The 12,489-nt window shown below is 56.6% G+C and carries 12 protein-coding genes; 7 read left to right on the top strand and 5 right to left on the bottom strand.

Going from position 1 to position 12,489, the window contains the following annotated elements:
• Positions 1–49: 49 nt before the first annotated feature.
• The gene (locus A0V43_RS11710; RefSeq protein ID WP_063193141.1) at positions 50–496 is read right to left on the bottom strand and encodes a universal stress protein; all 447 of its coding nucleotides are present in this window, start codon (positions 494–496) and stop codon (positions 50–52) included.
• 112 nt (positions 497–608) lie between these two features.
• On the opposite strand from A0V43_RS11710, the gene A0V43_RS19815 reads away from it, so the two are divergent.
• The 3 genes from A0V43_RS19815 to ald all read left to right on the top strand — a co-directional run bounded on the left by A0V43_RS19815 (position 609) and on the right by ald (position 2,817).
• Positions 609–749 (top strand): hypothetical protein, encoded by a 141-nt coding sequence (locus A0V43_RS19815; RefSeq protein WP_164834618.1) that lies wholly within the window; start codon positions 609–611, stop codon positions 747–749.
• A gap of 95 nt (positions 750–844) precedes the next feature.
• Positions 845–1,609 carry an SDR family oxidoreductase gene (locus A0V43_RS11705; RefSeq protein ID WP_063193140.1) on the top strand — a complete coding sequence of 255 codons (765 nt, stop codon included), beginning with the start codon at positions 845–847 and terminating at the stop codon, positions 1,607–1,609.
• Between the two features lie 89 nt (positions 1,610–1,698).
• Complete coding sequence (ald, locus tag A0V43_RS11700; RefSeq protein WP_063193139.1) at positions 1,699–2,817, top strand: alanine dehydrogenase; 1,119 nt, start codon at positions 1,699–1,701, stop codon at positions 2,815–2,817.
• A gap of 325 nt (positions 2,818–3,142) precedes the next feature.
• Here the strand turns inward: ald and A0V43_RS11690 are convergent, their stop codons facing one another.
• Positions 3,143–4,237, bottom strand: coding sequence for a M24 family metallopeptidase (locus tag A0V43_RS11690; RefSeq protein WP_063193137.1), 1,095 nt, complete (start codon positions 4,235–4,237; stop codon positions 3,143–3,145).
• 139 nt (positions 4,238–4,376) lie between these two features.
• Here A0V43_RS11690 and A0V43_RS11685 point away from each other — a divergent pair, with 139 nt between their 5' ends.
• On the top strand, positions 4,377–5,057 hold the full coding sequence (locus A0V43_RS11685) for a metal-dependent hydrolase (protein ID WP_021322125.1): 681 nt from the start codon (positions 4,377–4,379) through the stop codon (positions 5,055–5,057).
• 116 nt (positions 5,058–5,173) lie between these two features.
• On the top strand, positions 5,174–6,481 hold the full coding sequence (locus tag A0V43_RS11680) for a CBS domain-containing protein (RefSeq protein ID WP_060788528.1): 1,308 nt from the start codon (positions 5,174–5,176) through the stop codon (positions 6,479–6,481).
• Between the two features lie 84 nt (positions 6,482–6,565).
• Here the strand turns inward: A0V43_RS11680 and A0V43_RS11675 are convergent, their stop codons facing one another.
• Complete coding sequence (locus A0V43_RS11675; RefSeq protein ID WP_063193136.1) at positions 6,566–6,874, bottom strand: YtpI family protein; 309 nt, start codon at positions 6,872–6,874, stop codon at positions 6,566–6,568.
• A 100-nt stretch (positions 6,875–6,974) separates the two neighbouring features.
• Between A0V43_RS11675 and A0V43_RS11670 the strand changes: the two genes are divergently transcribed.
• Positions 6,975–7,922: a DHH family phosphoesterase gene (locus tag A0V43_RS11670; RefSeq protein ID WP_013524308.1), complete on the top strand. Its 948-nt coding sequence runs from the start codon at positions 6,975–6,977 to the stop codon at positions 7,920–7,922.
• 321 nt (positions 7,923–8,243) lie between these two features.
• On the opposite strand, the gene ytrI is transcribed toward A0V43_RS11670, so the two are convergent.
• Positions 8,244–8,747, bottom strand: coding sequence for a sporulation membrane protein YtrI (gene ytrI, locus A0V43_RS11665; RefSeq protein ID WP_060788529.1), 504 nt, complete (start codon positions 8,745–8,747; stop codon positions 8,244–8,246).
• Positions 8,744–9,085 (bottom strand): sporulation membrane protein YtrH, encoded by a 342-nt coding sequence (locus A0V43_RS11660; RefSeq protein ID WP_011232219.1) that lies wholly within the window; start codon positions 9,083–9,085, stop codon positions 8,744–8,746. Before A0V43_RS11660 ends, ytrI begins: the two co-directional genes overlap by 4 nt.
• Before the next feature lie 115 nt (positions 9,086–9,200).
• Here A0V43_RS11660 and dnaE point away from each other — a divergent pair, with 115 nt between their 5' ends.
• On the top strand, positions 9,201–12,482 hold the full coding sequence (dnaE, locus tag A0V43_RS11655; protein ID WP_063193135.1) for a DNA polymerase III subunit alpha: 3,282 nt from the start codon (positions 9,201–9,203) through the stop codon (positions 12,480–12,482).
• The last annotated feature ends 7 nt before the right edge of the window (positions 12,483–12,489 follow it).

Raw genomic sequence — 12,489 nt, 5'->3', positions numbered from 1 at the left:
GCATTCACCGGCGGCACAGAGAATGGATGCATTCGTTGAGCGCGGAAGGCTATTCTTTCGGCGTCCGCACAACAAGCACATCGCATTTCGCATGGCGGACGATGTTTTCCGAGACGCTGCCGATCAGGAACCGCTCGACCGCGTTCAACCCGGTCGCCCCGCAAATGATGAGGTCGGCTTTGTATTTTGGAGCGACGTCTTTGGCGATTTTCACTTTCGGCGAGCCGAATTCGACCGCGATGTCCACATCGTCGAGTCCCGCGGCGACGGCTTCGTTTTTATACCGTTCCAGAAGTTCGTTCGCATATTGCTCACATCGTTCGGCGAGGGCGTAATCGTGCGCTTCAACGGTCGTAAAGCCGCGCAAGTCAATGATGTGGGTCAAAATGAGTTTCGCTCCGTTGCGCTTGGCGATTTGAACCGCTTTTTTGAACGCCCATTCCGCCTCCTTCGAGCCATCGACAGCGACGACGATCGTTTGGTAGGTCATGGTCATGTTCTCCCCTCCCTTTGGTGAAAAATGCTATCTCTATATATGGTATACCCATCGCCCTTTGACGAGAAACTAGGCCATATATTGAGATTTTGTGAAAGAAGGAGGAAGGGCGATGGAAAAGCGGCATAACGACTGGCAGTACGATGAAGAGGAAGTACGGACGATCACCGAGCAAATTACCGAGTCGTATGAAAGCGGCATTGTTGACGATGACGAATCGTATTACGACCCGCGCCGCGAAGTCGGCGAATAACCATGGCGCCCATGCGCTATGGTTATTTTTTTGTATTCCCCTTGTTTGTAGTAAAGTAAAAATGGGACAGCAAATCGCGACGAGGAGGGAGAAGGGTGCGGCACGCCTTGATTACGGCCGGAGCGAAAGGATTGGGGAGAAAAGTGACCGAGCTGCTGCTTGATAAAGGCTACTCGGTGACGGTGAACTACCGGAGCGATGAACAGGCGGTGCGCTCGCTTGCCGAGAAGTACCGCGGCGCCGCTGACCGCCTCCAGTTTGTGCAGGGAGATGTGACGGACAAAAACGATTTAGCGGCGCTTGTGGACGCCGCCATGGAGCGGTTCGGCCGCATTGACTGCCTTATCAACAATGCAGGGCCGTACATTTTTGAGCGGAAAAAGCTGGCCGATTATACGGAAGACGAATGGTACGAAATGATTGAAGGCAATTTGAGCTCGGTCTTCCATTTAGTGAGGCGGACGATCCCGATTATGCGAAAACAGCGGTTTGGCCGCATCATTACGTACGGATTTCAAGGAGCGGCGGATGCCCCCGGCTGGGTGCACCGTTCGGCGTTCGGCGCGGCGAAAGTCGGGTTGGTGTCGCTGACGAAAACGATCGCCCTGGAAGAGGCGGAATATGGAATTACCGCCAATATGGTGTGCCCAGGCAACATTGTCGGCGCCATGAAAGAGGCGGGGATCGCCGACGCCCGCGTGAGAAGGGATGCGGAAACGCCGGTCGGGCGCCCGGGGACTGGCGAAGATATCGCCCGCGTCATCGCGTTTTTATGCGAGGACGACTCGGATTTCATCACCGGCGCCGTCATTGACGTCACCGGCGGAGCGAACGTCATTTACCGCCACCTTTTCCGTTGAGAACAGCGCCTCCTCCTTTTTTCGTTTGCTTTTGCGCGAAACGGGGCACAATAAAAGAAGAAGCGGGAAGGAAAAAGGAGGAAAAAGTGATGAAGATCGGCATTCCAAAAGAAATCAAAAACAATGAAAACCGCGTCGCCATCACTCCGGCAGGCGTGATGACGCTCGTCAAAGCGGGGCATGACGTGTATGTGGAGACGGAAGCCGGCGCTGGGTCGGGGTTTTCTGACGCTGAATATGAAAAAGCCGGGGCAGTGATCGTGACGAACGCGGAAGATGCCTGGGCGGCGGAGATGGTGTTGAAAGTGAAAGAACCGCTGCCTGAGGAGTTCCGCTATTTCTGTCCTGGGCTCATTTTATTTACGTATTTGCATTTAGCCGCGGCCGAAGCGCTCACGAAAGCGCTCGTCGAGCAACAAGTGGTCGGCATCGCTTACGAGACGGTGCAGCTTGCGAACGGCTCGCTGCCGCTGTTGACGCCGATGAGTGAAGTCGCCGGCCGCATGTCGGTGCAAGTCGGCGCCCAGTTTCTCGAGAAGCCGCACGGCGGGAAAGGCATTTTGCTTGGCGGCGTGCCCGGGGTGCGGCGCGGCAAAGTGACGATCATCGGCGGCGGCACAGCGGGGACGAACGCGGCGAAAATCGCGGTCGGCCTCGGGGCGGACGTGACGATTTTGGACATTAACGCCGAGCGGCTGCGCGAGCTCGATGATTTGTTCGGCGACCAAGTGACGACGTTGATGTCCAACTCGTATCATATCGCCGAATGCGTGCGGGAATCGGATTTGGTCGTCGGCGCCGTCTTGATCCCGGGGGCGAAAGCGCCGAAGCTGGTGACGGAAGAGATGGTGCGCTCGATGACGCCAGGCTCGGTGTTGGTCGACGTCGCCATTGACCAAGGCGGCATTTTCGAAACGACCGACCGCGTCACGACGCACGACGATCCGACATACATCAAGCACGGCGTCGTCCATTACGCCGTCGCGAACATGCCGGGCGCGGTGCCGCGCACGTCGACATTCGCGCTTACGAACGTCACGATCCCATACGCCTTGCAAATCGCCAACAAAGGCTACCGTGCCGCGTGCTTGGATAACCCGGCGCTGTTAAAAGGGATCAACACGCTCGACGGGCACATCGTGTACGAAGCGGTCGCGGCCGCGCACAACATGCCGTATACGGATGTTCATTCGTTGCTGCAGGGATGAAACCATGAAGATGGAGCCGCCTTGATGGCGATGAGAAAACAAAGCTGTCCGAATCGGCTTGGGGATCGAGCCGGTGGACAGCTTTTGCCAATGGCCTCTCTCGGTGAACTACCCACCACCTACGCTTCGCTTAGAGATGGGGGCTTCAAGCGACTTGTGTGTGTTCGCCGAACGGTAAGCCACATACAAGAACCCTTTACGCTTCCCTTCGTTCCGAAGGTGTCCGTTCTAGCCATATTCTATCCTATTCGTTGGCTGACGCCAACCGAGATTCATCTCCCACTTTCACTTCGTTTCAAAGTGGGAGACTTCTTTCGGAAAGATGTTAAACAATGATCAACTCCTTCGAAAACGACGTCAATACCTCAACCCCATGATCCGTGACCGCGACGTCGTCTTCAATGCGCACGCCGCCGATGGATGGGACGTAAATGCCCGGTTCGATTGTAAACACCATGCCGGGGGCGAGCGGTTCGTTGTTGGCGCCATGAAGCGATGGGTATTCGTGGATCTCGATCCCTAAGCCGTGCCCGACGCGGTGGGTGAAATAGTCTCCGTAGCCGGCTTGTTCGATGACGTTTCGGGCGGCGCGGTCGATCTTCTTCATCGCGGTTTGCGGGCGGCAGGCGTCGATCGCCGCCTGCTGGGCGCGCCGAACGGTATCGTAAATGAGCCGCTGTTCGTCGCTTGCCGTCTGACAGACGACGGTGCGGGTAATGTCGGAGCAATACCCATCGACGATGACGCCTAAATCGAACAGCACGAAATCCCCCGGTGCGACCGCCGCCGTTCCCGGCACGCCGTGCGGATCGGCTGATTTTGCGCCCGTGAGCACGGTCGTGGGAAACGACATCCCTTCAACGCCGAGTTTTTTCAGCTCATATTCAATAACGGCGACAAGTTCGAGCTCCGTCACGCCCGGGCGGATGGCCGAGACGCCGATTTCGATCGCTTTGTCGGCAAGTTCTGCCGCCTGGCGCAACACCTTCATTTCCTGCTCATCCTTGATCAGGCGAAGCTGGCGCAGCTTTTCTTCGGCGTCGTGCCACTTGGCGTTTGGAAACAATGCCGAGAGACGCTCGAAACGGTCGAACGACAAATCGTTTTTCTCAACGGCAATCGAGACGGCCTTGATGCCGCGCGCTTCGAGATGGCGGCGGATCTCGTTCCACGGGTCAGTGCTGTCGTCGTAGCCGATCACCGTATGCCCAAAGCCGCTCCGGCGGGCGCGCGGCGCTTCCATTTGCGGACAGACGAGCGCGGGCTCGCTGTCAGGGAAAACCAAAAGCGCCAGCAGCCGCTCGTGCGGGTCGCAAAAAAAGCCGCTCAAATAAAAAACGTTGGCGCTTGACGTGATGAAGGCGAATGAACTATGTTGTTGTTGAAGCCAAGTGGAAAATGCTTGCAGCCGTTGGTTCATCGTTCCCTTCCTTCCTTTTTTCGTGATCGTCCATTTTGAGCGTATCAAGAAACGGGCCGTTTGTAAATGGACAGGCGGGAAAAGAAGGAAATGGATGGGCGGCGGCGAATCATGTGTAGTGGAAAGGAGAGATGTGACGATGAAAATCAGCTACCATGGCCATTCGGTCGTCCGCATTGAGACGAACGGAAAAACGATTTTGATCGACCCGTTCATCACCGGCAATACGACGACCGATTTGAACGCGGCGGATGTGAAAGCGGATGTCATTTTGTTGACGCATGGGCACGGGGATCATGTCGGCGATACGGTTGAAATCGCCAAGCGGAACAACGCCCTTGTCGTGGCCACATTTGAGCTGGCGACGTATTTAAGCTGGCAAGGCGTCGAGACGTTTGGCATGAACATCGGCGGGGCGCGCGAATTTGACTTTGGCACGGTCAAGTTCACGCAGGCGTTCCACAGCTCCGGGTTTGTGACGGACGACAAGCAAATCATTTATTTAGGCATGCCGACCGGCATTTTGTTCACGGCCGAAGGCAAAACGATCTACCATGCCGGCGACACGGGGCTGTTTTCTGACATGAAGCTGATCGGCGAGCGCCATAACATCGATGTCGCCTTTTTGCCGATTGGGGACAGCTTCACGATGGGGCCGGAAGATGCGGCGGTCGCCGCCGAGTGGCTCGGGGCGAAACTCGTCGTGCCGATCCATTACAACACGTTCCCGCCGATCGCCCAAGACCCCGAGCGGTTCGTCTCGCTCCTCCCGCCGGGCGTCGGCCGCGCGTTGAAACCGGGGGAAAGCATCGAGCTGTAACAGAGGCGCCCTTCCCGCTTTGGGAAGGGCGCTTTCTGATGGCCGGCGCGACCGTTGAATCCCCGCCGCTGCGCCCTGTATAATGGAGGTAACAATGCGTAAAGGGTGAAGAACCGTTGGCGACAAAACACGAGCAAATTTTGGAATACATTCACCGGCTGCCGATCGGCGAGAAAATTTCCGTCCGGCAGATCGCCAAGGAAATGGGCGTGAGCGAAGGGACGGCGTACCGAGCGATCAAAGATGCGGAGAACAAAGGATACGTAAGCACGATCGAGCGCGTCGGCACGATTCGGATCGAGAAAAAGCGGAAGGAAAACATTGAGAAGCTTACGTACGCCGAGGTTGTCAACATTGTGGACGGCCAAGTGCTTGGCGGACGTGAAGGGCTGCATAAGACGCTCAACCGTTTTGTCATCGGCGCCATGCAGCTGGAGGCGATGATGCGCTATACGGGCGCAGGGGATTTGCTTATCGTCGGCAACCGGACGAAGGCGCACGAGCTGGCGCTTCAGGCGGGGGCGGCCGTGCTCATCACCGGCGGGTTTGACACGGCCGACCACGTGAAAAAGCTCGCCGATGAGCGGCGGCTGCCGATCATTTCGACGAGCTATGACACGTTTACGGTCGCGACGATGATCAACCGGGCGATTTACGACCAGCTCATCAAAAAAGAAATTGTGTTGGTCGAGGATATTCTCATTCCGCTTGACAAAACAGCGTACTTGCGCGTCCATGATCCGATTGAGCGGTGGTATGCGTTGAACAAAGAGACGCGCCATAGCCGGTTCCCGGTCGTCGATGATGAGCTGAAAGTGCAAGGGGTTGTGACGGCAAAAGACGTGCTGGATGTTGACCGGCAGCTGCCGATCGAAAAGGTGATGACGAAGCAGCCGATTACGGTGAACGGAAAAACGTCAGTGGCGTTTGCTTCTCATATTATGGTATGGGAAGGAATTGAGCTTCTCCCGGTGGTGGATGACTATAACCGGCTGCAAGGGATCATCAGCCGCCAAGACGTGTTAAAAGCGCTGCAAATGGCGCAGCGTCAGCCGCAAGTCGGGGAGACGATCGATGATCTCATCACCGCCCAGTTTCGTGAGTCAGGCGACAAAGAAACGCTGTTTCGCTGCACGATTACGCCGCAGATGACGAACTATTTAGGGACGCTCTCGTACGGCGTGTTTACGACAATCGTCACCGAAGCAGCGGCGCGCATGCTTCGCGCGTACAAACGCGGCGATTTGGTGATGGAAAATATCACGATTTACTTCATCAAGCCGGTGCAAATCGACAGCACGGTCGACGTGCGGGCAAAGCTTTTAGAGCTCGGGCGCAAGTTCGGGAAAGTGGATGTCGAAGTGTATAACGAAGGCGATCTTGTCGGCAAAGCCATGATGATGTGCCAGCTGATCGACCGATAAACGGTAAAGGAAAAAAAGGATGTCCACTTCCTCATTGGAACATCCTTTTCCTTTATCGTTGGCCGGCGCATACACCAAACGGCATTACCCTTGTTTTGCCGCTTCCTTTGCCTCTTCGACCGCCTGCGGCAGATAGCAGCGGTAGGCGCGGTAGCCGGCCCAAACGCTGCCAAAGCCTAGTGCGATAAAGATGGCGGAGATGATATAGGTGACGATTGTCTGATACAAAAACAATTGGTTGATCCCGAACAAGGCAACGAACAGTCCAAGCGCCATGCTCGATTTCGCTGAGAGAAAGCGGCGTTCCATCGGACGACGGGAGCGGACGTAGCGGATTTTATAATAGACGTAAAACGAAAAGGAAAATATAATGAAAATAACCAGGGCTGGCATGGTTGGGTCCCTCCGTTGTTCATTTCTTTTTTCATTGTACATAGAAGCAGGGAAAAATGCCAGCGGTTGAATATGACAGGTGACTAAAGGGGAAGAACGAATGAAACCGGTTCATCAACAAATTCTTGATGCGATTCGTGAATTTGACACGATCATCATCCACCGCCATGTTCGCCCGGACCCGGACGCGTACGGGTCGCAAGGCGGGTTGGCGGCATTGCTTCGGGCGTCGTTTCCGAAAAAAAGGGTGTACGCGGTCGGAACGGACGATCCGTCGCTGTCGTTTTTGCGGAACATGGATGTCATTGATGATTCTGTGTACGCGCAGGCGCTCGTGATCGTCTGCGATACAGCTAATGAGGAGCGGATTTGCGACAGCCGCTATCGGCTCGGGCGAAAGCTCATTAAAATTGACCATCACCCGAACGACACGCCGTATGGCGACATTATGTGGGTCGATACCGCCGCCAGTTCGACAAGCGAGATGATTTATGAGTTTTATTTGGCGGGGAAAGAGGAAGGGTTGACGATGACCGTTGAGGCGGCGCGTCTCATTTACGCCGGCATTGTCGGCGATACGGGCCGCTTTTTGTTTCCGCGCACAAGTGAAAAAACGTTCCGCTACGCTGGGGAGCTCATTTCGTACGGCTTTTCGCTGACGGAATTGTACGACGGATTGTATCGGACGAGCTTGCCGCTCGCCCGCTTAAGCGGTTATGTGTTGTCGAACTTTATGATCGAGGAAGGGGTGGCGGCTGTGAAAATGCCGCGGGCGCTGCTTGAGGAATACGGCGTCACTCCGCTTGAGGCGTCGCAGCTCGTCAGTTTGCTCGGCAATATTGACGGCATTGTCGCCTGGGTGTTTTTCATTGAGGAAGAACGGGAAATCCGCGTTCGCTTCCGTTCCAAAGGGCCGGTCATCAATGTGGTCGCCAAACGCTACGGCGGCGGCGGCCATCCGCTCGCAGCCGGTGCGTCCATTGCTTCTTGGGAGGAAGCGGATCGCGTGATTGAAGACGTAAAAGCGGTCTGTCGGGCTGAGCGGTGACGGAAACGGGTGGTTTTAACATCTTTCCGAAAGAAGTCTCCCACTTCGAAACGAAGTGAAAGTGGGAGGTGAATTTCAGTAAAACCGTGGGGCACACGGGGATCGCTCGGTCAACTTCCCATCATGAGATGGGATTACCCGAGAAGCCCCCACCTCTAAGCGAAGCGTAGGTGGTGGGAGTATGTCACAAAGTTGTTGTTTCAAATGAAGCGTCATGTTGATAGGAGAAGGCGTCCCGAAGGCTTTCGGGACACCCTCTTTTCCCGCAAGACGCGCTTGTTTGGCACTCCACCGCGGCGGAATGGGGCGGCAAGGCGCGCTCTACGGAAGCGGCGTCAGTTTCACTTCGACGGCCAACAAGGTAAAGATCGTGAGTGTGTGAAGTTCAAGCCGGTATGTCTTCTCGTGGACCGTATACGTTTTGTTTTCAATTGCCCGCTCAATCAGTTCGCGGCTGTTGTACACCGTTTCGATATCTTTCGTAATCAAATGGGACAAATCTTCTTTGACGCTGTCTTCAATGCGAAACGTCGTGTAGGAATCAAGTTTATATTGCTCGGCGTTGGCGAGATGGACGGAAACGTCCTGAACGGTCAGCTTTTTTTTCATTTCCTTATTGTAATGAATATAGTCTTCCTGCCAAATGCGAATTTCGTTTTGCAAATCGGCGATCTGTTCGTTGAGCTCATTGACGTGCCGCACTTGTTTTTCCTGCAACACGCCGAACATATACAAAAAGACAAACCAACTGATGAGCGCTCCGATCGCCGCGCCGGCAAAAAAGCGCTGCCATGACGGGTATTGGTAATACGGAGGAATTCTCATGGCGAAATGTGCTCCTGTGTCAGCCACGTGATGATCGCCACTCCGGTCTGTGCTCCGCCCATGGCGGACAAAATGAGCAAAAATTGCCGCACGATGTCTTTCGTTTCCCCTAAAAACAGCCCTCGCTCAACGACGTAAAACGTGTCAAACGTCCCGCCGATGGCGGCGACGACCGCCCAAATGCGCAAATCGCCGGCAAATCGGTACATGGCCGTCAGCGGCTGGCCGCCGCTCAAAAACGCGCCGAGCGCGCCGATGATGGCGCCGCCAAGCAGCACGCCGACGGCGATAAAATAGCTTTGAATAAACGCCGGCAAGAAGGCTGCTTTTTCGTTCATGCGTTTCCCCGCCCTTTCTTTCTCTCTTATCTATGTATATCAATAGGGTGGACGGAGTATGTAGCCGAAAGAAAAGTTTTCGCCCGTCAAGCGCACGGATGAGGGAGGGATGGTCATGATGTTCGTTCACTTGCATGTGTTGAGCGGATACAGTTTGTTTCAAAGTGCGGCGGCGGTGGAGGCGCTTGCAGCGAGGGCGAAACAGCTCGGCTATCAAGCGCTCGCGCTCACGGACCGGAATGTGTTGTATGGCGCTATTCCGTTTTACCGGGAATGCAAGCAGAACGGCATTCGCCCGATTATCGGCGTGACGGCTGATGTCGCTCTTTCTGGGGAGGAAGCGTTCCCGCTCGTGCTGTTGGCCGCCAATGAAGAGGGGTATCGCCATTTGCTTGAAATCAGCACCATGATGCAAATGGGGGAAACAAAGCATATGGAGGAAGCCGCTCTTGTGCGCTTAAGCGGCGGCATCATCGCCATCACTCCCGGAAGCGAGGGACGCGTCGAGTCGCTTGTAGCCGCCGGCGAATGGGAGCGGGCGAAAGAGGCGCTTGGCCGCTATCATCAGCTGTTTCCAGGACGGCTGTATGTCGCCGTTCAGCGCGGCGAGCAAACGCGAGCCCCATATGAAGCCGGGTTGTTGCAGCTGGCGGAGGAAACCGGCGTCCCGATCGTGGCGACGAACGACGTCCGTTACGTGGAGCGCAGCGATGCCGTGGCGTGGCGTTGCTTGCAGGCCATCGGCCGCGGCGCGCTGCTCGCTGACATTGAGGACGATAACGGCCGCTATTTGGCGGGGCCAGAGGAGATGGCGCGCCGGTTTGCGGACTTGCCGGAGGCGCTCGAGAACAGCCTGGCGATCGCCGATCAATGCGAGTTGCAGATCGAGTTTGGCGGCTGGCGGCTGCCGGCGTATCCCGTTCCGGACGGAGAGACGGCCGACAGTTATTTGCGCCGCTTATCGGAACAAGGGCTCGCCCGACGCGTGCCGTCGGCCGATGAGCGCTACTGGCGTCGGCTTTCGCATGAGCTGGATGTGATTCAGTCGCTTCATTTCAGCGACTATTTTTTGATCGTCGCCGATGTGCTCGCCTACGCCCGCCGACGCGGCATCTTAACCGGCCCGGGCCGCGGTTCGGCGGCCGGGTCGCTTGTCGCCTACGCATTGTCGATCACCGATGTCGATCCGATCAAGTATGGGCTTTTGTTTGAACGGTTTTTAAATCCGGAGCGGGCGTCGGTGCCGGATATTGACTTGGATTTTCCTGATGACCGGCGCGAAGAAGTGATTCGCTATGTGGCGGATAAATACGGGCGCGACCGCGTTGCGCAAATCATTACGTTCGGCACGTTCGGCGCCAAAGCGGCGCTGCGCGAGACGGCCAAAGCGCTTGGCGTCCCTGGGCGGGAGGCGGAACAGGTTGCGGCGCTCTTGCCGAGCAAACAAAGTGTGACGCTCCGCCAATGGCATGCCGAGTCCGCCGCTTTTCGGCGCGCGGTGGCAGCGGTTCCGCAAGGGAGAGAGTGGCTGGCTGTTGCGCAAAAACTGGAAGGGCTGCCGCGCCATACGTCGATCCACGCTGCTGGTGTCATCATCAGCCCGGAGCCGCTCGTTCGCTTCGTGCCGCTGCAGCCAAGCCATGGCGAATGGCCGCTGACGCAATACGCGATGGGGGCGCTTGAAGCGCTTGGATTGCTGAAAATTGATTTTCTCGGTTTGCGCACGCTCACGTTGATCGAGCAGATCGTGCGTTTGATCGAGCGGCAGACCGGAAAGTCGTTTGACATCCGCACGTTGCCGCTTGATGATGAAAAAACGTACGCGCTGCTTGGCGCTGGAGATACAAATGGCATTTTTCAGCTCGAATCAAGCGGGATGAAGCGCGTGCTCGCCGAGCTGCGGCCGTCTGAGTTTGAAGATGTCGTCGCCGTCAATGCCTTGTATCGGCCGGGGCCGATGCAAATGATCCCCGTTTACATCCGGCGCAAGCGCGGCGAGGAGCCGATTGAATACATCCATCCTGACCTTGCGCCGATTTTAGCGCCGACATACGGGGTATTGATCTATCAAGAGCAAATTATGCAAATCGCCGCCCGGCTTGCCGGATTTTCGCTCGGACAAGCGGACGTGCTTCGCCGGGCGGTGGCGAAAAAAGAGAAAGCGCTGCTTGCCAAGCAGCGTCAGGCGTTTGTCGCCGGCTGCGTGGCGAACGGCTATCCGAAAGCAGTCGCCGAGGAACTGTACCGACACATCGTCCGCTTTGCCGATTACGGCTTCAACCGAAGCCACGCGGTCAGCTATGCGCTGTTGTCGTATGCGATGGCGTATATGAAAGCTCATTACCCGCTTTGTTTTTATGCGGTCATGCTCACCAATGCCTCCGGCGACCGAGAAAAAGCGGCGGTGTACTATTGGGAGGCGGCGCGAAAAGGGATCAACGTCCTTTTGCCGTCGGTCAACAAAAGCGTTTTTCGCTCTTTTGTGGAGGGGAGCGCCATTCGCCTTGGGCTCGCGATGGTGAAGCAAGTCGGCTCGGCGGCGAAGCTGATTGTCGAGGAGCGGAAAGCGAACGGACCGTTTGCCGACTTCTTTGATTTCGCTGCTCGCTTGCTGCCAAAAGGGCTCGGGCGCCCGGCGCTCGAGGCGCTCATTTCCGTTGGGGCGTTTGACGAGTTCGGTGCAGATCGGGCTTCGCTTCTTGCCAGCATTGACATTGCGATCGAACATGCGCAATGGGTTCAGGCGCTGCAAGCCGGAGGGCTGTCGTTAAAACCGAAATATGCTGCCGCACATTCGTGGCCTTTGTCCGAACGGCGGCGGCGGGAAGCGGAGTTTCTTGGCTTCGCCGTCACCCCCCATCCGGCGGCGGTGTGCCGCCCGTTGCTGCAAGCGGCGGGGGCGGTGTGTGTTGCCGATGTGCAAGGTCCGTCAACTGTGGTTGGGGGAGCGGTCGTCCGCATACGGAAAACGAGGACAAAGCAGGGTGAAGAAATGGCGTTTTTCACCGTCGGCGATGAGAGCGGGGAATTGGAGGCGGTGGCGTTTCCGAACGTTTACCGCCGCGCGGCGGACGTATTGAAAGAAGGACAGTTTGTATTGCTTGCCGGAATGATTGAGGTGCGCGGCGGACGGCGTCAGCTCATCATTCGCCGCGCCGAGCGCCTGCTCGTGTCAGCGCTGTATATTAACGCAGGCCATGCGCTATCGGACGGACCGCGGCTTGCGGCGTTGAAGCAGCTGCTCGAACAACACCACGGAAGCATTCCGGTTTATTTATACGACGAAGCGAAGCGGAAGCTTCTCCGCCTGCCGGAACGGTATGCGGTTGACTTCACCGCGCCGCTTGTCGACGAATTGCTCTCTCTATTCGGTGCTGGGCGCGTCGCTGTCAAATAAGTCACCC

This window comes from Geobacillus sp. JS12, from assembly GCF_001592395.1.
GTDB classification, from domain to species: Bacteria; Bacillota; Bacilli; order Bacillales; family Anoxybacillaceae; genus Geobacillus; species Geobacillus zalihae.
The sequence above is the reverse complement of the archived record's forward strand: the minus strand, read 5'-3'. Positions and strand labels throughout refer to the sequence as shown.

Excerpts from the sequence above, each read along its gene's own strand:
- A0V43_RS11675 (WP_063193136.1), bottom strand. The coding sequence starts at position 6,874 with ATGCCAGCCCTGGTTATTTTCATTATATTTTCCTTTTCGTTTTACGTC.
- dnaE (WP_063193135.1), top strand. The coding sequence starts at position 9,201 with ATGATGTTCGTTCACTTGCATGTGTTGAGCGGATACAGTTTGTTTCAA.
- A0V43_RS11690 (WP_063193137.1), bottom strand. The coding sequence starts at position 4,237 with ATGAACCAACGGCTGCAAGCATTTTCCACTTGGCTTCAACAACAACAT.
- A0V43_RS11670 (WP_013524308.1), top strand. The coding sequence starts at position 6,975 with ATGAAACCGGTTCATCAACAAATTCTTGATGCGATTCGTGAATTTGAC.
- ald (WP_063193139.1), top strand. The coding sequence starts at position 1,699 with ATGAAGATCGGCATTCCAAAAGAAATCAAAAACAATGAAAACCGCGTC.
- ytrI (WP_060788529.1), bottom strand. The coding sequence starts at position 8,747 with ATGAGAATTCCTCCGTATTACCAATACCCGTCATGGCAGCGCTTTTTT.
- A0V43_RS11660 (WP_011232219.1), bottom strand. The coding sequence starts at position 9,085 with ATGAACGAAAAAGCAGCCTTCTTGCCGGCGTTTATTCAAAGCTATTTT.
- A0V43_RS11710 (WP_063193141.1), bottom strand. The coding sequence starts at position 496 with ATGACCATGACCTACCAAACGATCGTCGTCGCTGTCGATGGCTCGAAG.
- A0V43_RS19815 (WP_164834618.1), top strand. The coding sequence starts at position 609 with ATGGAAAAGCGGCATAACGACTGGCAGTACGATGAAGAGGAAGTACGG.
- A0V43_RS11685 (WP_021322125.1), top strand. The coding sequence starts at position 4,377 with ATGAAAATCAGCTACCATGGCCATTCGGTCGTCCGCATTGAGACGAAC.